The organism is Pedobacter sp. KACC 23697, assembly GCF_045348445.1.
GTDB lineage: Bacteria > Bacteroidota > Bacteroidia > Sphingobacteriales > Sphingobacteriaceae > Pedobacter.
Window position 1 is genome coordinate 1,790,091 of the sequence record NZ_CP157485.1, and the last position, 23,120, is coordinate 1,813,210.

The 23,120-nt window shown below is 37.5% G+C and carries 24 protein-coding genes; 13 read left to right on the plus strand and 11 right to left on the minus strand.

The annotated features are described in order from the left end of the window. The first annotated feature begins 184 nt into the window (after positions 1-184). Positions 185-1,429, plus strand: a complete 1,245-nt coding sequence (locus tag ABEG20_RS06840; protein WP_406826633.1) for an ABC transporter permease — start codon at positions 185-187, stop codon at positions 1,427-1,429. A 730-nt stretch (positions 1,430-2,159) separates the two neighbouring features. Here ABEG20_RS06840 and ABEG20_RS06845 read toward each other — a convergent pair. Next, on the minus strand, positions 2,160-3,356 hold the full coding sequence (locus tag ABEG20_RS06845; protein WP_406826634.1) for a pyridoxal phosphate-dependent aminotransferase: 1,197 nt from the start codon (positions 3,354-3,356) through the stop codon (positions 2,160-2,162). A gap of 113 nt (positions 3,357-3,469) precedes the next feature. Here ABEG20_RS06845 and ABEG20_RS06850 point away from each other — a divergent pair, with 113 nt between their 5' ends. From ABEG20_RS06850 to bioA, 3 genes are read left to right on the plus strand one after another with little or no spacing between them, the layout of a single operon-like run. Next, positions 3,470-4,456 (plus strand): cation diffusion facilitator family transporter, encoded by a 987-nt coding sequence (locus ABEG20_RS06850; RefSeq protein WP_406826635.1) that lies wholly within the window; start codon positions 3,470-3,472, stop codon positions 4,454-4,456. Further along, positions 4,443-4,889, plus strand: a complete 447-nt coding sequence (locus tag ABEG20_RS06855) for an NUDIX domain-containing protein (protein ID WP_406826636.1) — start codon at positions 4,443-4,445, stop codon at positions 4,887-4,889. Before ABEG20_RS06850 ends, ABEG20_RS06855 begins: the two co-directional genes overlap by 14 nt. A gap of 6 nt (positions 4,890-4,895) precedes the next feature. Further along, positions 4,896-6,197: an adenosylmethionine--8-amino-7-oxononanoate transaminase gene (bioA, locus tag ABEG20_RS06860; protein WP_406826637.1), complete on the plus strand. Its 1,302-nt coding sequence runs from the start codon at positions 4,896-4,898 to the stop codon at positions 6,195-6,197. 48 nt (positions 6,198-6,245) lie between these two features. On the opposite strand, the gene ABEG20_RS06865 is transcribed toward bioA, so the two are convergent. From ABEG20_RS06865 to ABEG20_RS06885, 5 genes are all read right to left on the minus strand, one after another. Then, positions 6,246-6,662, minus strand: a complete 417-nt coding sequence (locus ABEG20_RS06865; RefSeq protein WP_406826638.1) for a VOC family protein — start codon at positions 6,660-6,662, stop codon at positions 6,246-6,248. A gap of 890 nt (positions 6,663-7,552) precedes the next feature. Next, complete coding sequence (locus ABEG20_RS06870) at positions 7,553-8,926, minus strand: exonuclease domain-containing protein (protein ID WP_406826639.1); 1,374 nt, start codon at positions 8,924-8,926, stop codon at positions 7,553-7,555. A 126-nt stretch (positions 8,927-9,052) separates the two neighbouring features. Continuing rightward, positions 9,053-9,682 (minus strand): hypothetical protein, encoded by a 630-nt coding sequence (locus tag ABEG20_RS06875; RefSeq protein WP_406826640.1) that lies wholly within the window; start codon positions 9,680-9,682, stop codon positions 9,053-9,055. 11 nt (positions 9,683-9,693) lie between these two features. Then, a complete protein-coding gene (locus ABEG20_RS06880) occupies positions 9,694-10,080 on the minus strand; it encodes a two-component system response regulator (protein ID WP_406826641.1) in 387 nt (128 codons plus the stop codon). An 89-nt stretch (positions 10,081-10,169) separates the two neighbouring features. Further along, on the minus strand, positions 10,170-10,928 hold the full coding sequence (locus tag ABEG20_RS06885) for a LytR/AlgR family response regulator transcription factor (RefSeq protein ID WP_406826642.1): 759 nt from the start codon (positions 10,926-10,928) through the stop codon (positions 10,170-10,172). 334 nt (positions 10,929-11,262) lie between these two features. Here ABEG20_RS06885 and ABEG20_RS06890 point away from each other — a divergent pair, with 334 nt between their 5' ends. From ABEG20_RS06890 to idi, 4 genes are all read left to right on the plus strand, one after another. After that, positions 11,263-11,538, plus strand: coding sequence for a hypothetical protein (locus ABEG20_RS06890; protein ID WP_406826643.1), 276 nt, complete (start codon positions 11,263-11,265; stop codon positions 11,536-11,538). 190 nt (positions 11,539-11,728) lie between these two features. Beyond that, positions 11,729-12,622 (plus strand): MerR family transcriptional regulator, encoded by an 894-nt coding sequence (locus ABEG20_RS06895; protein ID WP_406826644.1) that lies wholly within the window; start codon positions 11,729-11,731, stop codon positions 12,620-12,622. Further along, entirely contained in the window at positions 12,619-13,455 is an 837-nt protein-coding gene (locus tag ABEG20_RS06900; RefSeq protein WP_406826645.1) for a phytoene/squalene synthase family protein, read from the plus strand. Before ABEG20_RS06895 ends, ABEG20_RS06900 begins: the two co-directional genes overlap by 4 nt. Next, complete coding sequence (gene idi / locus ABEG20_RS06905; RefSeq protein ID WP_406826646.1) at positions 13,456-13,998, plus strand: isopentenyl-diphosphate Delta-isomerase; 543 nt, start codon at positions 13,456-13,458, stop codon at positions 13,996-13,998. Between the two features lie 198 nt (positions 13,999-14,196). Here idi and ABEG20_RS06910 read toward each other — a convergent pair whose 3' ends face one another. From ABEG20_RS06910 to ABEG20_RS06920, 3 genes are read right to left on the minus strand one after another with little or no spacing between them, the layout of a single operon-like run. Further along, on the minus strand, positions 14,197-14,934 hold the full coding sequence (locus tag ABEG20_RS06910) for an endonuclease (RefSeq protein WP_406826647.1): 738 nt from the start codon (positions 14,932-14,934) through the stop codon (positions 14,197-14,199). A gap of 1 nt (position 14,935) precedes the next feature. Then, positions 14,936-15,139 carry a KTSC domain-containing protein gene (locus ABEG20_RS06915; protein ID WP_406826648.1) on the minus strand — a complete coding sequence of 68 codons (204 nt, stop codon included), beginning with the start codon at positions 15,137-15,139 and terminating at the stop codon, positions 14,936-14,938. A 44-nt stretch (positions 15,140-15,183) separates the two neighbouring features. Further along, a complete protein-coding gene (locus ABEG20_RS06920; protein WP_090496596.1) occupies positions 15,184-15,564 on the minus strand; it encodes a hypothetical protein in 381 nt (126 codons plus the stop codon). Positions 15,565-15,672: 108 nt separating this feature from the next. Here ABEG20_RS06920 and ABEG20_RS06925 point away from each other — a divergent pair, with 108 nt between their 5' ends. The 4 genes from ABEG20_RS06925 to ABEG20_RS06940 all read left to right on the plus strand — a co-directional run bounded on the left by ABEG20_RS06925 (position 15,673) and on the right by ABEG20_RS06940 (position 19,699). After that, positions 15,673-15,864, plus strand: a complete 192-nt coding sequence (locus ABEG20_RS06925; RefSeq protein ID WP_406826649.1) for a hypothetical protein — start codon at positions 15,673-15,675, stop codon at positions 15,862-15,864. Positions 15,865-16,476: 612 nt separating this feature from the next. Further along, on the plus strand, positions 16,477-17,268 hold the full coding sequence (locus ABEG20_RS06930) for a HipA family kinase (RefSeq protein ID WP_406826650.1): 792 nt from the start codon (positions 16,477-16,479) through the stop codon (positions 17,266-17,268). Further along, entirely contained in the window at positions 17,246-17,629 is a 384-nt protein-coding gene (locus ABEG20_RS06935; RefSeq protein WP_406826651.1) for a DUF3037 domain-containing protein, read from the plus strand. The genes ABEG20_RS06930 and ABEG20_RS06935 overlap by 23 nt, the downstream gene beginning before the upstream one ends. A gap of 156 nt (positions 17,630-17,785) precedes the next feature. Beyond that, entirely contained in the window at positions 17,786-19,699 is a 1,914-nt protein-coding gene (locus ABEG20_RS06940; protein WP_406826653.1) for an AAA domain-containing protein, read from the plus strand. A gap of 1 nt (position 19,700) precedes the next feature. On the opposite strand, the gene ABEG20_RS06945 is transcribed toward ABEG20_RS06940, so the two are convergent. After that, on the minus strand, positions 19,701-21,554 hold the full coding sequence (locus ABEG20_RS06945; RefSeq protein WP_406826654.1) for a DNA topoisomerase 3: 1,854 nt from the start codon (positions 21,552-21,554) through the stop codon (positions 19,701-19,703). Between the two features lie 201 nt (positions 21,555-21,755). Here ABEG20_RS06945 and ABEG20_RS06950 point away from each other — a divergent pair, with 201 nt between their 5' ends. Then, a complete protein-coding gene (locus tag ABEG20_RS06950; RefSeq protein ID WP_406826655.1) occupies positions 21,756-22,208 on the plus strand; it encodes a hypothetical protein in 453 nt (150 codons plus the stop codon). On the opposite strand, the gene ABEG20_RS06955 is transcribed toward ABEG20_RS06950, so the two are convergent. Then, positions 22,205-22,990: a murein L,D-transpeptidase catalytic domain family protein gene (locus ABEG20_RS06955; protein ID WP_406826656.1), complete on the minus strand. Its 786-nt coding sequence runs from the start codon at positions 22,988-22,990 to the stop codon at positions 22,205-22,207. The genes ABEG20_RS06950 and ABEG20_RS06955 overlap by 4 nt on opposite strands. Positions 22,991-23,120 lie beyond the last annotated feature (130 nt).

Below are 23,120 nucleotides of genomic sequence, written 5' to 3' on the forward strand. Positions count from 1 at the left end.
AGGTGCAAAAATACGAATTTAATTTTTCTTTTCCTTATTTTATCAAACGCAATTTGTGTACATTATGTTTTGATCCCTTTAAATCAAATAATACAGTACTATCAATGCATTAATAGACATTAAATTAATTAGTTTTAACCATAAACTGTAACCTTTTCAAAGGCTTTGCATCTAACCTTTAATTATGATAATCTTTAGGCTAATAGGCGAGAGTTTCCGTTTTGCATTTGATGCATTGCGCCAAAATAAATTAAGGACCATGTTATCGCTTCTGGCTATAACTATTGGTATTTTTACGATAATTACCGTATTCTCTGCAGTAGATACCTTTCGTGGTAAACTACAGGCCAGTGTAGATAAACTGGGTTCTAATACCATTTACATTCAAAAATGGCCCTGGAGCTTTGGCGATAATTATCCTTGGTGGAAGTATATGAACCGTCCTCAGCCCTCGCTACGTGATTTTGCCGCCCTTCGCGAGAGAATTGAACATGCGCAAGGGGTTACATTTGAAATATCAAGTAATAACAGAACCATCAAATATAGAAGTAGTTCGGTGGAAGGGATCACAGTATGGGCAGCATCACATGATTTTAATAAAACGTGGAATTTCGAGCTTCAGGATGGACGCTATTTTACTGAAAATGAAAGCAGAAACGGATCACCTGTTTGTATTTTAGGTTCTGATATAGCCGATGGACTTTTTGATGGTGATGCGGCAGTTGGTAAACAGGTACAGGTTTTAGGTAGAAGACTAACGGTTGTAGGTGTTTTCAAAAAAGAAGGGGAAGATATGTTAGGTACTTCTCTTGATAAAAATGTAAATATTCCCATTGCTTTTGCCAAAGGGGTTTTAGACATTCAAAATGAACGTTATGGCCCACAGATTACTGTTCGTGGTAATGATAATGTTAGCCTCGAAGAGGTAGAGAGCGAATTGAGAGGTTTAATGCGTTCCATCCATAGAATTAAGCCTGGCCAGGAGGAAGATTTTGCGCTAAATAAAACCACTATTATATCTAACCAATTAGACTCGATGTTTAAGATGGTTAATATTGCCGGTTGGGTAATCGGTGGATTTTCGATTTTGGTTGGAGGTTTTAGTATTGCCAATATCATGTTTGTATCGGTTAAGGAGCGGACCAATATTATTGGTATCCAAAAATCGTTAGGCGCAAAAAACTATTTTATCTTGCTTCAATTCATTTTCGAGTCTATTTCGCTTTGTCTTTTAGGTGGTTTACTAGGATTGTTACTGGTATTCCTGCTCGCTCTGGCCATTGGGGCAGCCACCGATTTTCATATCATATTGGGTTTGAACAATATTGCTTTAGGTATAGGGATATCTATTATTATTGGTACTATTTCTGGTTTTTGGCCAGCATATTCGGCATCAAGGCTAGATCCGGTAGAGGCGATTAGAAGCTAGAACAGTTTGCAGTTACCAGTTTGCAGTTACCAGTTTGCAGTTATCATTTGGTCATTTGCAGTTGCACTGTCCGCAGTTTATAAACCTTATTGAAGTAGATAGCCCGCAAGCGAGGCACGAGCGCGGACTAGTAACGGAAAAAGGCTACCGCTCCCGATGAAATACTGGCGTTCATTTCCAAATCAGAAATACGATTGTAATGGCTTGGCAGGAAGATTAATAAGGCATTTAGCATCTGGTTTATTTTATTTCTGGAGACAGATCTCTCCATTACGCTGTGCTCCGGTCGAGAGGACGGCCCGGAGATTGTCATGCAGCCAATATGATATGATAAAAGATCGGGTTAAAACTGTTTGCATTTGCACTGTCCGCAGTTTATAAACCTTATTGAAGTGAATAGCCCGCTAGCGAGGCACGTGCGCGGACTAGCAACGGAAAGAAGGGCTACCGCTCCCGATGAAATACTGGCGCTCATTTTCAAATCAGAAATACTATAGTAATGGCTGGCGAGGCAAGGGCTTAGCAGTAAAATTAATAAGACCCTTAACATCTGGTTTATCTTATTTCTCGAGACAGATCTCTTCAGTACGCTGTGCTCCGGTCGAGACGACGCCCCGGAGATCGAATCTAGTCAGGATAATGATCAACTATAAAAATAAAATCCCCGCTTAATTTAATTAGCGGGGATTTCTTCTATGTTGTTAACTGAAAATTACCAGCGGTTAACCGGCTAGGCTAATTTACCTAGGGCTTCTTTAATTCTTCTTAATGCTTCAACTAAACTTTCGTCAGATGCAGCATAAGATAAACGGATGTAGTTATTATTGCCAAAAGAATCGCCACCAACGGTTGCTACGTGACCTACGTTCAATAAATATAAAGCCAGATCTGATGAATCTTTAATCACATTTCCATCGGCGTCTTTTTTACCAAAGAAAGAGCTGATTTCAGGGAAAAAGTAAAAAGCCCCGTCAGGAAGATTTGTTTTTACACCTGGAATTTCATTTAACAACTTGTAAACCAGTTCCCTGCGACGTAAAAATGCCTCTTTCATCTCTAAAACACTAGCCAAACCTTGCTCATAAGCCACAATTCCAGCTCTTTGCGCAATAGAACATGTACCAGAAGTGGTCTGTCCCTGCAGTTTATCGTTAGCAGCTGCAATTTCTTTGTTAGCAGCAATGTACCCTAATCTCCAACCCGTCATGGCAAAAGCTTTAGAGAAACCGTTCACAATGATTACACGGTCTTTAATGCTGTCGAACTGCGCAATAGATTCATGTTTATCAATAAAGTTGATATGCTCGTAAATCTCATCAGAAAGGATGTAGATATTTGGATGTTTTTCGAAAACGGCCACCAGAGCTGCCAGTTCTTCTTTGCTGTAAACCGAACCGGTTGGATTACATGGAGAAGAAAACATGAACAGTTTCGATTTTGGTGTGATGGCTGCTTCTAACTGTGCAGGCGTAATTTTAAAATTGCTTTCGATATCGGTATCGATGAAAACAGATTTTCCTTCTGCCAGGGTTACCATTTCAGAATAAGAAACCCAGTAAGGTGTAGGAATGATCACTTCATCATCCGGATCGATCAGGGTTAAAATTACGTTCGATAAAGATTGTTTGGCACCTGTAGAAACAACGATCTGCGAAATATCGTAATCCAGGTTGTTTTCTGTTTTTAGCTTGTTTACAATAGCCTGGCGCAGATCTGGATATCCCGGTACCGGCGAGTAACGGGTATAATTTTCGTCTAATGCTTTTTTAGCCGCATTTTTAACATGGTCAGGCGTATTAAAATCGGGTTCACCAACACTTAAACTGATGATATTAATGCCCTTTGACGCTAATTCGCGGCCAAGTTTGGTCATTTTAAGGGTTGCAGATTCTGATAGACTGTTGATTCTTTTAGATAAGGTGCTCATGGTTAATTACTTTGAGCGCAAATATATAAACCAAATATTATTCTGCACTAAAAAAGACATAGTTTTTCTCATTTAATTTATTCGATAAGCGTATTTTTGAAAAAAATATTCTCGTGTCGGTAAAAAAGAAAGCAATAATAATTTCACTGGTGGTAAGTGTGGTGCTGATGTTGGCTAAGTTTGTTGCTTATTTTATTACAGGCTCTAACGCAATTTTAACCGACGCAGCAGAGAGTATTGTAAATGTAATAGCCGGTAGTTTTGCTTTTTACAGCATTTACCTGAGTACAAGGCCCCGTGACGAAAATCATCCATATGGACATGGAAAAGTTGAGTTTTTCTCTGCCTTTGTTGAAGGGATATTGATTTTGATTGCGGGTGTGGTGATCATTTTCAAATCATCTTACAACCTTATTTATCCGCATGTGGTGGGCGAGTTATTAACCGGAACGCTAATTATTGGCATTACCGGGCTGATTAACATGATTGTTGGCCTTTACCTGATCAAAACAGGTAAAAAGGAGCATTCGATCACTTTGCAGGCCGATGGCAAACACCTGCTAACAGATACTTATACCAGTATCGCGATTGTGATTGGCTTAATTTTAATTCAGTTAACAAATATTATTTGGCTGGATAGCTTACTTTCTTTTTTAGTAGGCTTTTACATCGTTTATTCTGGCTATAAACTTACACGCGGTTCAGTAGGTGGTTTAATGGATGAAAGCGATTTTACATTGGTTGAAGAAGTAGTTGACGTGTTGCAAAAGAACAGGCATAATCCCTGGATTGATGTCCATAACCTACGTACTCAGCAATATGGGCCTGAATTTCATATTGATTGCCATGTAACATTGCCATACTATTTTGATTTAAATAAGGTTCACCGGGAAATTTCGCAGATTGATGAACTGATTAATTCGAATGGTGTGCGCAAAGCTGAGCTGTTCATCCATGCAGACCCCTGTTTGCCCGAATGTTGTCATTATTGCCACATGAGCGAGTGTCCGGTAAGGGCAGCGGCCTTTGAAAAAGAAATTGTGTGGACACCTGAAATTGTAATCAAAAATAAAAAGCATTTCGAAAATGAGCTACTTTAATGTCCGCGTTTACGGACTTTTAATTAACCGCAATAACGAAGTTTTGGTTAGTGATGAGGAGGAATACGGATTCCGTTTCAGTAAATTTCCAGGTGGCGGTTTAGAGTTGGGCGAAGGCCTGATTGATGGATTAAAACGCGAATTTGTAGAAGAATGTGAAGCCGAAATTGAGGTGTTATCGCATTTTTACACTACCGATTTTTACGAAAAATCATCTTTTAACGATAGTCAGGTAATCAGTGTATATTATCTGGTGAAAGAAAAATTGCCCCTGCAATTGGCTTTTAAAGATAGGATCTACGATTTTGATGGAGAAGGAGAGATTCTTCAGGCTTTCAGGTGGGTAAAAATAGCAGATTTAAATATTGAAGATATCACTTTTAAAACAGATAAAACCGTAGCGCAGCTTTTAAAAAATCAATATAAATCATAAATTCTGATGTCAGATATCTCCAAAATCCAAACTCCAGGCTCCGAACTTAATTTAACTGATCGCGATAAAAAAGTAATCTGGCACCCTTATACCCAAATGAAAAATGCATTGCCGCACATCCCGATTGTGAGGGGCGAGGGCGTTTATGTTTTTGATGAAAACGGGAAAAGGTATATCGATGCCGTTTCGTCATGGTGGGTGAATATCCATGGTCATGCACATCCCTATATTGCACAAAAGGTAGCCGAACAGCTTAATGTACTGGAACATGTAATTTTTGCAGGTTTTACACATGAACCTGCCGTTCTGCTCGCAGAAAGGTTGTTGCCTATATTACCGGGCCAACAGGATAAAGTTTTTTATACCGACAATGGATCTACAGCGGTGGAGGTAGCCTTAAAAATGTGCCTCCAGTATTGGGATAATAAGGATAAACCTAAAACCAGGATCCTTGCTTTTAAAAATGCATATCATGGTGATACGTTCGGCGCTATGTCGGTAAGCGGGCGCAGTATTTTTACCGATGCATTTAATAGTTTGTTGTTTGATGTAGATTTTATCGATCTGCCTGGTGAGGATAACATCTCACACCTCACATCTTACATATCACAGCTTAAAGATACCGCATGTTTCATTTTTGAACCCTTAATTTTAGGTTCAGGTGGGATGCTGATGTATGAGGCGAAATACCTTGATGAACTCATTGCTGCCTGTAAACAAGCTGGTATTTTAATTATTGCTGATGAGGTAATGACTGGTTTTGGACGGACGGGTACTTATTTTGCCTGCGAGAAACTTAGCCATAAACCTGATATTATTTGTTTAAGTAAAGGTTTAACCGGGGGTACTATGCCTTTGGGGATTACAACCTGTACCCATGAGATATTTACAGCTTTTTTAAGTGATGATAAATTAAAAACCCTGTACCACGGGCATTCTTTTACCGCAAACCCGATTGCTTGTGTTGCTTCTTTAGCAAGTTTGGATATTTTATTGCAAAAAGAAACACTGGCCAATATTAAAAGGATTGAGGCTAAACATGCTGTATTTTCACAAGAGATTAAAGCGCATTCCAAAGTTAAAGCAGTAAGGCAAACGGGTACCATTATTGCTATTGAGTGGGAAACGGGTAATGAAACTTCTTATTTAAGTAATCTTCGTAACTTATTGTATTCTTATTTTTTAGAAAAAGGAATTATATTAAGGCCATTGGGCAATATTATTTATATTCTTCCACCGTATATCATCAGTAACGAAGATCTCGATTATATTTATGCAGCCATCAAATTGGCTTTAGAAGAAGTTTAAGGTTTTAAGGTCGTAGCATGGGGCTACGACCAATATCCTCTTAAAAAATTAACCCAGGGGCATTTTGCTCATGTCCATATAAAGAATATTCCATCTTTGACCATCCAGATCAACAAAACCACAGCCATACATCCAGCCATCTTTGTAGCCGGGTTCGCCATAAAGTGTGCCACCGGCAGCTACAACTTTTTGTGCCAGGCTATCTACTTCTTCCGGACTTTCTGCGTCAAAGGAGAACAATACCTCAGCACCATGGCGTTTATCGGCAATATTGGTTCCGGCAAAGCCCTCGTACAAAGCTTCTTCAAAAAGCATAATGGCCAAATTGCTTTCTCCTACTAAAAAGCAGGCAGAATCTTCGCGGGCGCCATACTGTAGGTTAAGGGTGAAACCGAGTTGTGTAAAGAATGCTTTAGACTTATTAATGTCTTTTACCGGAAGGTTTATCCAAAGTGATCTTGTCATAACATTTTTATCTTTTGTTAAATGTAAAGATAGGGAACTGATTGTGGAGTTAACCTTGCTAAAAACGAAAAATTATAGGGGGATTTGAGACAATTAATCTGGAATATATTTTTCGGACCGTTTTTTTTGCGCCACATTACCATAAGAAAGTATAATGGCATCGATAAGCATTTCGTCTGTTAGTTCCGTTAGGTCAAAAATTGTCCAGCCTTATCTTCTCCACACCCCGGTAGCAGGCCATATGCCGTTCGGATTAAAGTCGCAGAAAACAGACTGATCGATTGCCGATAATTTGAACGTCGCCTGTTTTTGAAGATTTAGCGTAGCAAAGATTTTTTTATTTACCCGGATTGAAGTTTTTTCGAAATGTGGCAGTTTAATAACTTCATCAAAGATAGGCAGTAAGCTATAAAGCTTAAACTATCCATTAGTTTTATTGCATGAAAGAAATTGAAGAACTATTGAATATTTGCTTCGGCAATTGGCTGTTAATTTTATGAGTTAACACTTTAACAGGTTTTTCATCTGTGTCGTAAAAATAAAGAGTATTATTATTCAGTTTAAAAGGCAATTCGTTGGGCATACTGAAATGATACCGGGCTTTGAATTTTTTATTTGGACTGTAAAATATAAGCCAGCTATTTCCGTGGTATGCCATGGCAGCCTTTATTCGGCTAAATTCTTTAACTACATAAAATAGATTTCTTTGATTTTTATCTGTTATTTTTCCTAAATATGTAGATCTGGTATCACCATTTTCCGTTTTTTGAAATATCTCCTTCCCAATATTCTTTTCAATGAATATTACATTTTGTGCAAAACATAAAGTAGATGAAAGTAACAATAGCAGGATTATTGCAGAATACCTCATTAGCATTAAATCAGGTTTTCTACAATTTATACAATTTCTGTGGATGTTGCTCTGCGTAATTCAGAATCAAATTTAAAATATAACTATTAGACTGGTAGGTAGATAAGTCATTTTTAACCGTTGCCAATCCATCTGATAAATAGTTTTTATCTGTAAAATAACCCATTCCATAAAATTTTCCGTTTTCTACAACCAGACAGCTAAATTCATCCTCTTTTCGGCCTTCATCTACCAAAGCGAAACTCAGCTGTTGATTTTGAACATCATTTAAGGCTGCATTTAGTTTTTTGTTATATACGCTAACGGTTTCTATTCCGCTGCATGCACCGAAACACTGGCCATTTTCATGGGCATAACATCTGGTTGCCGTTTTTTGCAAATAACAAAGCTTGGCACAAAGCTGGTACTTATCAACCAGTTGGTTTAAAAAATTATAACCTTCCAATAAACTATTAAAACTCTGCAGAGCATTATTGTTCTTTTTATGTTTATCTATCGCTAAGCGTAAATAACCGTTTTGATCTTCGAAAACATATAAATCATATTTATGCTCATAACGCTTCATTGCGCGGTTATTTTCCGGCCAGAGGCGTTTAATTTCATTGGCTTCTAAAATTAAAGCCATCAGTTCGGTACCACAAATTACATAATCTACATGATGAATAGTGCGCAAAAAATCCTGGCGCTGCCGGTTAGGTGTATTACCTGTAAAGTGACTGGTTACACGTTTCTTCAGGTTTTTAGCCTTTCCAACATAAATAATTTTACCCTTATTGTCTTTAAAGTAATATACACCAGGCTGATTAGGCAATCTTAAAATAGAAGCTTGATCCAAATGAGGGGGTAAAACCTGCTCTTTCGATGTTTTCTTTAACATTTCTGCTATGATGCCTTCCTGGTCGTACTCGAGTAATAGATTGAACAATATACTGGTTGCATCTGCATCTCCTGCGGCCCTATGGCGGTTCTGAATCGGTATCTGTAGGGCCGTACAAAGTTTACCTAAACTATATGAAGATTTACCAGGAAATAGTTTTCTGCTTAATCTTACTGTACACAACTTTTTACATTGTAAGTCATATCCTGAAGCTGCCAAATGATGCTTTAAGAAAGAATAATCAAAGTTTACATTGTGCGCTACAAAAACCTTATCATTTAAGAGCTGATAAATTTGTAGAGCAACATCATCAAAAGTGGGGGCGTTCATCAGCATGTGATCATCAATACCAGTAAGCGCCGTAATATAAACGGGTATAGGCTGCCCAGGATTAATCAGCGTAGTATAAGACTCCACTATTTTGTTACCATCATGAATGTTAATGGCAACTTCGGTAATGCCATTTGCTGAGGCATGACCACCGGTGGTTTCAATATCTACAACTGCGTATAACATCTGAATAATTTGAAATACAAATTTATGCTAAAATAATTAGTATGGAAATTATTTTGATTATTTCTTTAGCATAAAAAAAGCGACTAAGTATTTAACGTAGTCGCTTGCCCATCTTGTATGTCGATGTTATTTAAGTTTATTAAGTAATTTACTTAAATTAGGTTTAATACCGACAGAAATTGGTACAGTATTAAAAGCCCGGTTCTGGATTTTGCTGAAACCATACATGTAACTGGCTTCCACAAATAAATTAGCGCCACCAATATTGTATTCAATGCCAGCGCCACCTTCAGCAATGCCTAAACCATTTGATTTATTATCCTGTATCACCTGCAAGCTTGATGAATTAACGGCTGCCTGAGGGGTAAGGATAAATCCACCACCTGCACCCGCAAAACCATAAAATGCCCATTTGTTCACTATTTTACGATAGCCTAACGCCACATTTAATAAATACGTGGTAGCTCTGCCTTTTTGCAGGGTATAAGTATAACCTGCGTCTGGCGTAATCTGATTAAAAGTGAAGGCATGTAAACTTACTTTTGGATAGAGAAATAAGCCGCCATCTCCTAAACCAAGATTTAATCCTAATGATGTTGAGAATTTGGGTTTAAAGTAGTCTGAAGTTTCACCCATAGGGAACGCAAATCCAATTCCACTCATTGAGTAGAGTTTGTCAGGCCTGTCCTGTGCCATTAACCTGGTTGAAGCCATCATAAATAGCACTAGGAGAGTTGTTAGTAGTTTTAATTTCATATCTGATTTTTTTAATTTTCTATTAATGCACCTACTTTTCGGAGTAAATCTGTAATGTTGAAGGGTTTTTCCAAATAATCGTCCGGATGATATTTTTGTGATATGATGTAATTTTCATCATACCTGGCTGACGCCATAATAATTGGTATGCCCGCTGTTTCAGCATTCAGTCTCAACTCTTTAAACACGGCACGCCCATCCATTCCATTTAACATAATGTCCAGAATAATCAGATCGGGTCTAAAATCTTTAATGGTTTTAAAAATATACCGTGGCGAAAGTAGTGGGTAAACTTTATAATGTTCAGTTTCTAATACTTCCTGGAAAACTTCTAGTACATCTGGATCATCATCCACAACCAACACTCTTTTCAAAACAGATAAATCAATTATTAACAAAATAGATTATCTTAATACAAAGTTTTGTAACTAATGTTTCGATTCTATATCAAAATATAAAGAAGATACTGATAATGGGTGGTTAAAGGTTATAAAATAGTTCCTGGACGGGGTTTTTCCTGTAGCAAATTATGCTTGATGAAATTTGCGAAAAGTTCTAAATAAGTTTCTGAAACAGTAAAAGATGTTTCGCCGGATAGCAGTATCTTATCATCAAGAACACTTTTGATATGCTGTTTTGAAATCACAACAGTAGGTGTAACCTGAATAAATGAAGGGTTTTCTTTGAGCATTTTTAAAGTTTTGGTAAAGTTATATTTCGAACTTAAAAAAACATCTTTTGTAGTTTTAAACTGAATGTCTTCACCTAGCTCTTCTATGGCAATAAGTTCATTCAGCGCTATTCTGACCAAATCACTGTTTTCTCCCTTTACCGGGATGTAGAAGAAGTGATCATCTAAAATAGAAGAAGTATGTTTTGCTCTTGTGCCAGTTGGATAAAGGTTATTTATCGTTTTGGCAAAATGTATGATGGAGTAGGGCTTTAGCAAATAGGCATCTGCCTGGACTTTAAAAGCATCAATAGCATACCTCGTATGTGCAGTAGTAAAAACCAGGTATTTTGTCTTTTGCCTCAATAGGCCAGCCAGTTCTATTCCGGAAAGCGAAGGCATTTCGATGTCCATAAAAATAATATCGACAGGATTAGATAGCGATATTTCTTCAAAGGCCCGGAGCGGTTCTGTAAAAGTTTGGATAAGCTTTAAATCTGGCAGCTTTTCCATATACGTCACCAAATTCTCCAGGGAATGAAGGTCATCATCAATAGCAATACAACTTATTGACATTTCTTACAGGTTTAGTTGGTGCAAATTACAATTTCATCAAAGTAAAATGAAAAAAAAACACATTATGGAGCTACTTTTCATATTTTTTGAAAAAAAACTTTTGAGATGGGGGATAATTGAATTATTTGGGAATGATAATCTGCCAAGAGTATTAAAATTCATGTTTTCTATTTTAAAGCGATGGTTTACATCATATTTTTTTGCACGAGAAATGCTATGATTTAAAAAAAAAATAATTATTTGAATTATAGTTGATTATATTTTTAAACGTTATTATTAATAACATATATTTAATATCAGAACAATCATGCCAAACACCTAAAATAATATCCCCATGAAAAACAATATCCGCACAACGAACAGATTAAACGTATCCATTACAAAAAAAGTTATTGAACTTCAGGAACAAGGTTACGACTGTGATTTTCTTTTACTGGCCAATGGTAGTCTGCTATGCATGCAAACCAACTTAAATTATCCGTTGAGCACGGTAGCAATTAATCAGAGAGAGCAAGGCTACGATTTCTTCAGCCATTCTTACAAACATGTGCATGCCATAGAAACCGGCAACGGTGAAAGAGGAGTATTGCTTACTGAAAAGGCATTTTAATCTTTCTTTTTTAGTTCCCGATCTTTCGTGGTTTTTTATTGCAAAGTTTTATGATCCGTTTTATTATTTCTCAGCTAACTTAAGAAGATCATGCCTAAGATGGAGGCTCAATTCACTGCACATTTCCTGAAAAAAAACTTTTTCAACTTCTTTTTGTTTAAGTTTTTATTAGATATATTTAAACAAAATAATGACTTACTCCATCGCAGATCTTGAGCAGCTTTCGGGCATCCATTCTCACACCATCAGGATTTGGGAGCAGCGTTACAGTGCCTTAAACCCTTTGCGGTCTCAAGGCAATACACGGTTATATGATGATCAGCAGCTTAGAAAACTGTTAAATATTGTAAGCTTAAATAAAGGTGGCTTAAAAATTTCTAAAATCTGCAGCCTTTCAGACAGAGAAATGGATGAACTTCTTGAGCAACAGTTTTATCATTCATCTGGAGATCAGGAAGATGATTATTATGTTACTCAATTGATCAGATATGGACTGGCTTTTAATGAACAATCTTTTAGCCAATTGATTGATCAAGGTATTGATCAATTTGGATTTGCTGACTGCTATCGGAAAATAATTTATCCATTATTATTACGCCTGGGATTAATGTGGAGAAAAGATGATATCTGCCCTGCGCATGAACATTTTTTATCCAATATTATCCGCCAAAAAATATTTACCCATATCAATAATCTTCAATTAGAAGAAGATTCGGGCCAAAGTTGGCTGCTTTTTTTACCTGAAGACGAGGATCATGATATTGGGTTGCTTTTTGCCAGTTATATGCTGAGGATTCAACATCACCATGTTATTTTTTTAGGTAGCAAAGTTCCGCTTGATTCGATTAAGCGCGTATTTTCAACTTTAAATGTAGACCACGTGTTGCTTTTTATGATCAAATCGCGATTGGCGCCTGTAGCACAACAATACATAAATCAACTGTCTGAAATATGCTCAACCACACAAATTCATCTTGCTGGAAATAGTGAGGTTATCGGTAAGTTGAACCAGATCGATCACATCAACTGGATCAAAAATATTGATGAATTTGAAAAAACCATTCAATCACCGCTTCATACATGAAAGAACTCTTCGATCAATTATCCGGCAATTGTAGCCGGCTTACCACTAAGTTATACAGCACCAGTTTTTCTTATGGCATTTACTTTCTCGGCAAAGAAATACGCCAACCCATACATGCAATTTACGGTTTTGTGCGCTTAGCAGATGAAATTGTAGACAGCTTTCACGAATATGACAAGAAATTTTTACTGGCAAAATTTAAGGAAGATACTATTGAAGCCATTAACCTGGGCATTAGTTTAAACCCGATTTTAAATTCATTTCAAAAGGTAGTAAATCAATACCAGATAGATGAAGAATTACTTACTCTTTTTCTGAGAAGCATGGAGATGGACCTATCTACACAAAAATATACGCCAGAACTTTACAACGATTATATTTTAGGTTCAGCAGAGGTTGTAGGATTGATGTGCTTAAAAGTTTTTACACATGGAAGCGAGGTAGATTATGAATATCTGAAACCTTACGCAATGAAATTAGGTTCTGCATTTCAGAAAGTCAATTTTTTAAGGGATGTTAAAGCTGATCATCAAACGCTTAGCCGAAATTATTTTCCCAATGTTAATCTAGCGTTATTCTGCGATCAACAAAAAAGAGAAATAGAAAAGGAGATTGAATCCGAATTTGCTGTTGCATTAACCGGTATTAAACTGCTGCCTGCTACTTCCAGAAACGGGGTATATCTGTCTTATATTTATTATAAAAAATTATTCTCGAAGATAAAGCGTTTAAGTGCAGAAAAGATCATGACAGAACGGATAAGGATTTCCAACAGCCATAAAATTGGTTTGATGTTTGATTCGATTATCCGCAATAAATTAAATGTAATTTAAATGGAAGAGCAAGTTATTCTGGTAGATATGGATGATGTGCCGAAAGGGCAGATGGACAAAATGGAAGCACACGAAAAAGGATTATTACACCGTGCCTTTTCTATTTTTATTTTTAATTCTAAATGTGAATTGTTACTACAGCAAAGGGCTTTGAGCAAGTATCATTCAAGGGGCTTGTGGACAAATACCTGTTGCAGCCATCCGCGGATCGGGGAAAGTAATATTCAGGCTGCCAAGAGGAGGCTGATGGAAGAAATGGGGATGGACTGCGAATTAAACTATTTGTTTAAATTTACCTATAAAGCAATATTCGAAAACGGATTAACAGAACACGAAATAGACCACGTTTTTTTTGGTATGAGTGATCAATTGCCGGTTATCAACAAGGAAGAAGTAGAATCTTTTAAATATGTAGATCTGGATACTTTAAAAAAGGACATTGTGGTTAATCCGAATGCCTATACGCCGTGGTTAAGAATCTGTTTGGACGAAGTGATCGCACATGCATCAACAGCTAAAACAAAAAACGGGCATACAGCCTAAGCCATATACCCGTATCTAAATTAACGCTCTCGAGGACAAATATAGGACTAGTTTAGAAAATTCCTAGAAATATAATATTTCTTTTACTTTAAGATTATAGTTCTTGCTCAGGGAAAATAAGGGAGACAATCTAAATCGCTGTTATATAATGAATTATATCTTGATTGAAAAAAAATTTAAACAGAAACATTTTTTGATTTATTTATAAATTTTTTGACATTTATCACAAAAGTAAGTTTGACGGTGTGTTTTGCCCAGTTCCTTTTTGTCTGTTTTGTGCTTGAGGGGGCATATTTTCTGGCTATATATTTCCCAATGTTTACTCAATGTATTCTCCTTTTTCCATTTTAAAAAATCAAAACTATAATTTCTGGCCTCCTTAACCAATGCCCTTAATTTTGCAGGTGGTAGATTTCCAATTTTGTTTAAGGGATGTATCCGGGTAAGATATAAAACTTCATTTTTAATAATATTGCCCACGCCACTAAAAATTTGCTGATCTAGCAGTACGTCGCAAACCAGTGCATCGGGTTTTTCTTTTAGCTTTTTAATTGCTGCACTGCTGTTCCATTCATCAGCCATCACATCGTTTTCCCAGGTATAATGCTTTTCAACGTTCCCTTCCAACAGATCAACTTTACAGGTGTAGAAGTTTAATTCATCTTTTTTAAAGATAAGCCCCAGTTTTACGGGCGTTTTTTTACGCCCGTTAATTAAATAGCTGCCAAACAGCATAAAATGGATACGAATGGTGAAGTCATTAAAACAGATCAGAAAATGTTTTCCCCAGCTCTTAAAATCTACAACCTTTTGACGGAGCAATCTATCCTTATCAAAATTTTTTATATGACCTGTAACTTCAAGCACTTCAGGCTTGCCCAAATGTAACTCCTTGATTAAATCTTTTAATATGACTATTGATGGACCTTCGGGCATATTATTCTTCCTCCATTTTGTGAAATTCAAATTTATCTTTAATGTTATTGTTAAAATATCGTCCTTTTGATCCGGATGCTTCTAACATTTTATAAACCTCTCCGGGAACATTTTGGTACAGATAAACCATGTTGGTTACAAAAATGATTTTTAATGTTTTTGTAGCTTCATCATAACTAAAAAATTTGATTACCGATGATGGCATAAAAGCAGATTGTTATTTCAAAATATTAACCATTACAATGGGTTTCAATCATTTTTAAGTGCAGATTCTTCTTTTTGAACTTTGATTTTTTCTTTTTTCAAATCAATACGGATAATATTATACAAACTCATATAAACATTGGCCACCCATACTATCGAAAAAAAGGAAATGATATAACCACGCCAGTCTGGATAGATCAAAGTAAATTTGGTAATAAAAAGCAAAATCAGGGTTACGTAGTGACTAAAGCAGTATTCACAGGTAAATACATAAAAAAACTTCCTTTTTACCAACTTATTGCAGTTTTTAGAACGGTCTACACAAAATTCACGCGCCTCTCTGAAGATCTCTTCCTTGGTAACTGTCCAGGCGATACAGGCTACAGGCAAAGCCATAAAAAAAAGGTAATAAAGGTGTGTTTCCATCGTAATTGAATTGGGCTATCAATACAACCTTAGTCCCTTGAAAATGTTTATTAAGCAATAAACATTTTAAGTATATTTATGTTAACTAAACTATTGCTAATTCATAATATGATGGAAAGATCAGAAATTATATCTCTACTTGAGGTAATCAATCAACAGGTGAGTTCTTCGGTTTTAGGCGGGATGGAAGAGGAGTATGAAGAATTAGAAAGCATGGGACTGATTAAAATTAACCGCGATTCGGTACAATGGTCGTCTGCTATAACGCCTGCTGGCATTGCTTATTTGGGGCACGATTAGAACAGATTGCAATGTTTTAACCACAGAGGACACAGAGTGTGGAGAGCACTAAGATCACAAAGCTGCCAGTGTCTGTCGATACTGAAAATAATCCTCGATGAATCGTCATTCCCAACTTAATTGGGAATCTTATTGCCGTAAGTTTTAAGATTCCAGCCTGCGCGGAAAAGGCGACCGTTATTTGGAACATGTAGAAGGTAGCCAAGTCTAATATTCTTAGATGAGTAGATTCAATATTAACCATAAATTATATGGTTTAAAATGGTTTGAAATCGTTCAATTTATTTTAATATTGATTTTATTAAAAATTTGATTCTTCAAGCGATATAGCCCTGATGGCAATGGAAATCCCTTTTGGATGATCATTGAATTGTTTAATTTAATGATATTAACCAAAAGGATTGTAATGAACAGCAGGACTGAACCTTTAAAAATGGTTACTGGTATTGCGCTTCCAAAAAAAATAACTTTCTATTTTAACAATTATTCAGCAAATCTCCATCATGATCCTTTCGACTAAACTTCGACCAATTTATTGCTGAAAATCTGCTAAATTTGCAGCAAGTTTAAAATTGTGCCTAAATAGATTAAATGGCCATTTTAGCTTCAAATATGAACGATTTACAACTTAGAACAGTAAACGTAACCAGATACGTTACGCCATTGCGCGAGGGTGGCTCTATGCCTGCGATTGCAGAGGCTGATGATAACTTTTTATATGTACTGAAATTTAGGGGAGCAGGACAGGGCACCCGGGCTTTAATTGCCGAACTGATTGGTGGCGAAATTGCCCGTTACTTGGGCTTGCGTGTACCTGAGTTGGTTTTTGCTAATTTGGATGAAGCTTTTGGGAGAACAGAGCCCGACGAGGAAATTCAGGATCTGCTAAAAGCCAGTGTAGGTTTAAATCTGGCATTACATTATTTATCGGGTGCAATTACATTCGATCCGACAGTAACTGTTGTGGATGCTAAACTCGCCTCGCAGATTGTTTGGCTGGATTGCTTTTTAACCAATATGGACCGCACCTGCAGAAATACGAATATGTTGCTGTGGCATAAAGAACTTTGGTTAATAGACCACGGTGCGGCATTGTATTTTCATCATTCGTGGCAAAATTGGGAAGAACAGGCCATTAAACCTTTCTTTCTCGTAAAAGATCATGTATTGTTACCATGGGCATCTGAATTAGAAAGCGTAAATGAAGAATTTAGTAAACTACTTAATCCTGAAAAGATCGCGGCCGTAATTGACCTTATCCCTGATGACTGGCTGGAAGGCGAAACGAACTTTGAGAACAAAGCTGCCCATCGCGATGCCTATAAATATTTCCTTACTATGAGGTTAGCACATTCCGATATATTTTTAAATGAAGCACAGCATGCAAGGGAAATTCTTATTTGAGTACGCTGTGATTCGCGTAATGCCGAGGGTAGAACGTGAAGAATTTATGAATGTGGGCATTATTTTATTTTGTGCCAGGCAAAAGTTTTTAAAAAGTATTTTTGCCCTGGATGAGAAAAGAATACAGGCTTTTTCTACGGAAATAGATCTAATAGAGTTAAGAGAGAATTTATGTGCTTTTGAAAGAATAAGTACGGCTGCAAAAGGATCAGGCCCGATTGGTCAATACGACCAGGCTTCGCGTTTTAGATGGCTTACGGCGACCAGAAGTACTGTAGTGCAATGCTCAAAAGTGCACCCTGGCTTTTGTGAGGATGCCGGAGAGACTTTGTTGAGGTTACACCAGGAGCTGGTTTTATAGTGCTAAGCGCATGGCGCTACGCGTTTGAACTATCTTTAAAACAAAATATATTCAGTTCCTGAACAATCCAACAATTAATCAGTTTACAATTGGCAGTCTTCAGTTATCAAGCAATCAATTTAACAATTAATTAATTCCAAAATTAACCCACTTACCTTGCCGAAAGAATATTTTAAAAAGCTTCAGGATCTGCTCGATACCGAACGCAACGAAGATTTACAATCATACTTAAAACTTACTGAACATAGTTCGGCTGCCGATAGGAGGGCGTTGGGTTTAACCTGGTATCCTATTGCCATCCGCAATACGGAAATAGGCCGTGGCGATTATTTAACGGTAGAGCTGGAAAGGACTACTCATCAGGATTTTTCTCATCAGTTCCGTTTTGGTGCTGCCGTAGTATTATTTTCTAATCACGATGCCAAAGAAGATCGGCTGGAAGGAATTATCAATCATCTAAGTGGTAGCAGGATGAAAATCAGCTTTCGTGTTGATGAACTGCCGGATTGGACAAGAAATGGCAAACTTGGTGTAGATCTGCTTTTTGATAACAACAGCTATGACGAGATGCAAAATGCACTTAAGCAAGCCTCAAACTTAGCCGAAAATGAATCAGAAAATAAACTGATCCGTATCTTAACAACCGGAGAAAAACCATCCTTTCATGGAGAAGAAAAATTTATTATTCCCAATACGCTGAACGACTCACAGCAATTAGCGGTGAATAAAATTATTGCAGCAGACCATCTGGCTGTAGTCCATGGTCCGCCGGGTACCGGAAAAACAACTACGTTGGTGCATGCTATAAAATCATTGATAAAACATAGCGATCAAAAAATTCTGGTGGTAGCACCAAGTAATGCTGCTGTTGATTTACTTACGGAGAAGTTGGCTGCCGAAGGTTTAAAAGTAATCCGTGTGGGTAACCCGGCAAGGGTTTCCGAAAAGTTAATGGCGGCTACGCTCGATCATCAAATGGCCGATCATCCGGAGATGAAAACCATAAAAGCTTTGAAAAAACAGGCCGGTGAGTACAAAAATATGGCCCACAAATATAAGCGTAGTTTTGGCAAAGCAGAACGTGATCAACGCAAGGCCTTATTTGATGAAGCGCATAAAATTGGAAAAGAAGTAGAAAAAACGGAGCAGTATATTATGGATAATCTGTTTGGCAAAGCACAGATTATTACTGCGACTTTAGTCGGCGCTAACCATTATACGGTTCGTAATTTAAAGTATAATACCATTGTAATTGATGAGGCGGGGCAGGCATTAGAACCAGCATGCTGGATACCGATTTTGAAAGCGCAAAAAGTGATATTGGCTGGTGATCATTTCCAGCTATCGCCAACGATAAAATCAAACGAGGCAGCCAGAAATGGCTTAAGCAATACTTTGTTAGAAAAAGCAGTACATCTTCATCCTGAATCTGTTGTGTTATTGAATGAACAATACAGAATGAACGCTGCTATTATGGGGTATTCATCACAGGTATTTTATCAAAATGCACTAAAGGCACACCCGTCTGTTGCAGATCATTTATTATGTATCGGAGATGAGCCAATCCAGTTTATTGATACGGCTGGTTGTAGTTACGATGAAAAATTAGACGGAACCAGCACCACCAATCCAGATGAAGCCACTTTTTTGGTTAAGCATTTAACGCACCTGGTTGCGGGTATAGTAGATCAAACCTCAATGGAAAGCTTTCCATCTATTGCTATCGTTTCACCATATAAACAACAGGTTCAGCTTTTAAATACTTTGGTTCAGGAGAATGAAACATTGATCTTATATCGCGATAAAATTGCGGTAAATACCATTGATAGTTTTCAGGGACAGGAACGTGATGTGGTTTATATCAGCCTGACCAGGAGTAATGCTGATGGAAGCATTGGCTTTTTATCAGATACGAGGAGAATGAATGTGGCCATGACCAGGGCCAGGAAAAAGCTGGTGGTGATTGGCGATAGTGCTACATTATCTAAATCTGATTTTTACGCAGAATTTATACGCTATACAGAACAATTAAATGCTTATCACAGTGCCTGGGAGTTTATAGATCTGTAGGCTAAACCTTTTCCAGTTTCTTTTCCTCTTCAAGCTTGCCCGATATACTTGCGCCTGCAATTAAGAGTTCGTGTGTGATGGTTTTGGTGTATTCTGTAATTTCGGATTTAAAATCTTTTACTGATGAGCCTGAACGGATTTCTTCCAGCCTTTTTTCCCATTGTCCGGTAAGTTCAGCCTGTGCAATCTGTTTATCTTTCACTACTTCGTAAACAGCCAAACCTTTATTGGTAGGTACGAGATTTCGCTTTTCCCTGGTAATATATTCTCTGGTAATTAAAGTTTCGATAATGGATGCACGTGTTGCCGGTGTGCCTAAGCCACTATCTTTCATCGCATAACGTAATTCTTCATCCTCAATCTCTTTTCCGCAGGTTTCCAACGCTTTTAATAACGAAGCTTCGTTATACATGGGCTTAGGTTTGGTTTGTTTTTCTAAAAGGGATTTTTCCGTAATGGGTAATTGTTCGCCAACAGCAACTTTTGGTAATGCTGCATTGTCTTCATCCTTTTTGTCATCTTCAGGGTCGTTAAAAACAGCCCGCCAGCCGGCAGAGCGGATTACCGTTCCATTGGCTACAAAAGTAACGCCTGATTGAATGGTTATTTTGGTTAACTCTTTAATACATTCCTGGTGAAATGCCTCGATCATACGTCCAACAACCATATCATATACGGCTTGTTTATCCGGACTCAATCCATAAGCTTGTTCGCCTGTTGGTAAAACCGCATGGTGATCGGTTACTTTTTTAGCATTAACACTCCTTTTATTTAAAGTAATGGTTTGCAAAAACTGCGCTTGTTTTCCAAAATCAGGATGATCAGTAAATTTTGCAATTAAATCCGGAACGCCGGCAAATACATCATCGCCGATATAGCGTGATCCGGTACGGGGGTAAGAAACCAACTTACTTTCGTACAGGTTCTGCAGAATATTAAGGGTTTGATCGGCAGTATATCCCTTTTTCTTGTTGGCTTCCTGCTGCAAACTGCTCAGATCATGTAATAGTGGAGGGGGTTCTTTTCTCGGCTTGGCTTCTACGGCTGTAATGTTTCCGCCCGTTGGAAATCCGGAGGCTACATCTTCTACTAGCGCAAACAACTTTTCGACCTCTTCTTTTTCCTTATAGTTTGAGGAAGATATGGCTTTAAAAACCTGTTCATCTTTAACCAGTAAAATGCTGATCTGATAATAGGTTTGGGGAACAAAATTCTTAATCTCTAAAAAACGTGCACAGATCATGGCCAGGGTGGGCGTTTGTACCCGTCCTAACGAAAGAACCGTTCTATTACCTGCAGAGATGCTGAGTGCCTGAGTAGCATTCATGCCCACCAGCCAATCAGACTCTGAGCGGCAATGGGCCGAATTAAATAAGGTATCGTAATCTGTCCCGGGTTTTAAGTTTCTGAATCCATCTTTTATGGCCTCATCTGTTTGTGAAGAGATCCAGAGCCGTTTGAAAGGTTTTTTACATTTCAGATAATAATAAATGTACCGGAAAATCAATTCACCCTCACGCCCCGCATCCGTTGCCACAATAATTTCGCTGGCCTCATCAAAAAGCTTTTTGATGGTGTCTAATTGTTTACGTACCGCCGGATCTTCTACAAAACCATCCTTTGTTTTGATCTTTCTAACCGCGAGCTTAAACTTTTGCGGAAGCATGGGTAAATGTTGCTTCCTCCAGCCAATAAAGCCATAATCCTGGGGGGGAGCCAATTGTAATAAATGCCCGAATGCCCAGGTAAAAGAATATCCTTTACCTTCAATGTATCCGTCTTTTCTGGTGGTTGCGCCAAAAACTTTAGCAAGTTCACGACCAACAGAAGGCTTTTCTGCAATTACAATCTTCATGAATGGGCTTATCTTTTCAAGTACAAAGATGATTAAAATATCGGCAACAGCTTAAAAAAATTACTCACAATGCCGTTTAATACCTGTTTTGGTAAACAATTTTCGGATAACTTTGTCCATCATTTGAATCGGCGGTTTTTATATTGGATTGATTAACAATTTGGTAATATCTCCATCTAATCCCTGCAATTATTTTAATGAATGGATAAAATTTACAAACTGGAAGGACAGAAAATTAAAGTAGGGCTTGAGCCAAAGTTAATCCGTGTGTACAGTAATGCACAACTTTGGGCTTATCTTGAAGGAAAAGCAGCTGTGAGGTTAAATCGGTTTGAACTTTTGGTAAACACCATTAAGGTGGATTATGAGCAGCATTTTGGCCAGGTGCTCGCTATCTCTAATGCCTCTCTCATCGTAGAAATTTTGGTGCATGTGTATTGTGACTATCTGGGCCTGTACTTTAACCATATTGTAACAATAAAATGGCTTCAGCAAATTGTTAAAAAACTGCTGAAGCGTGCTGAGGTTGTAGATTGTGGCGAGAAAACGGTTGACAGCAACCGCTGGGTTTGGGATTTGCTGGCAGGCAGCCAATCACTTTTCATTAATATCCTGCCAGAAAAACTAAACGCCAAAAATTTTAAGCATGATTAATCCATTTGTGATGCATAAAACTGTGCTTGGTTTAAAGCTACACTGGCTGCAAGCGTCTCATTTAAAAAGGAAGAATAATACAACTGATCTGAATTATTGATAAACAGCACTGTTCGATCTGAAATGGTATTAATTACATGATCTGCCAGTTTAGCGGGAACAGCAGGGCAACCCTGGCTTCTGCCCAGTCTACCCAATTCATCTATACTTTTCTGGCTCACATAACTTGCACCATGAACCACAATTGATCTTTCTCTGGCATTGCTGTTAAATCCTTGATCCATACCATCTAATTTAAGTGAACGACCATGTTTACCATGATAAATCTCGCCGGTTAAATAGAAGCCCAAACTGCTCTGGTTTGAGTTGATGTTATTCGAGAATGATGAAGGTTTATCGCCACCACTGTTTTGTCCATGAGCTACCCAGGTATTTAAGATTAACTTTTTACTCGCTAAGTCGATGATGTAAAGGCGTTTTTTAGTACTTTCCTGGTCGAAATCGGCAATGGTTAAAATGGACTTTGTACGGATTAGCCCGGAATATTTCATGTTATAAAAACCGGTTAATGCTTTCTCGAAAACCTGTTCAGTTAATCCCACAGAATCTAAATGAATTTCGTGGTATATATGGGTGACAAACTGGCTGTATACACTATCTGCCGCTATATTTATAATTACACCATGCTGCGTTTTTGGACGATCTATCGCTTTCCAACTTGTTCCGACAATGCTTATTCCTGCTAAAAAAGTCGTAACAATGCCCAGGACATACTTCTTCATTCAGTTTGGTTTAGTTTAATTCAGTATTATCTATACGATGATATTGTATAAATATTGTTCACATTAAGTTTGTAATGCTAAATATACATGATGTTTTACAAAATGGTGCCAATAATGATATAGCTTTTTT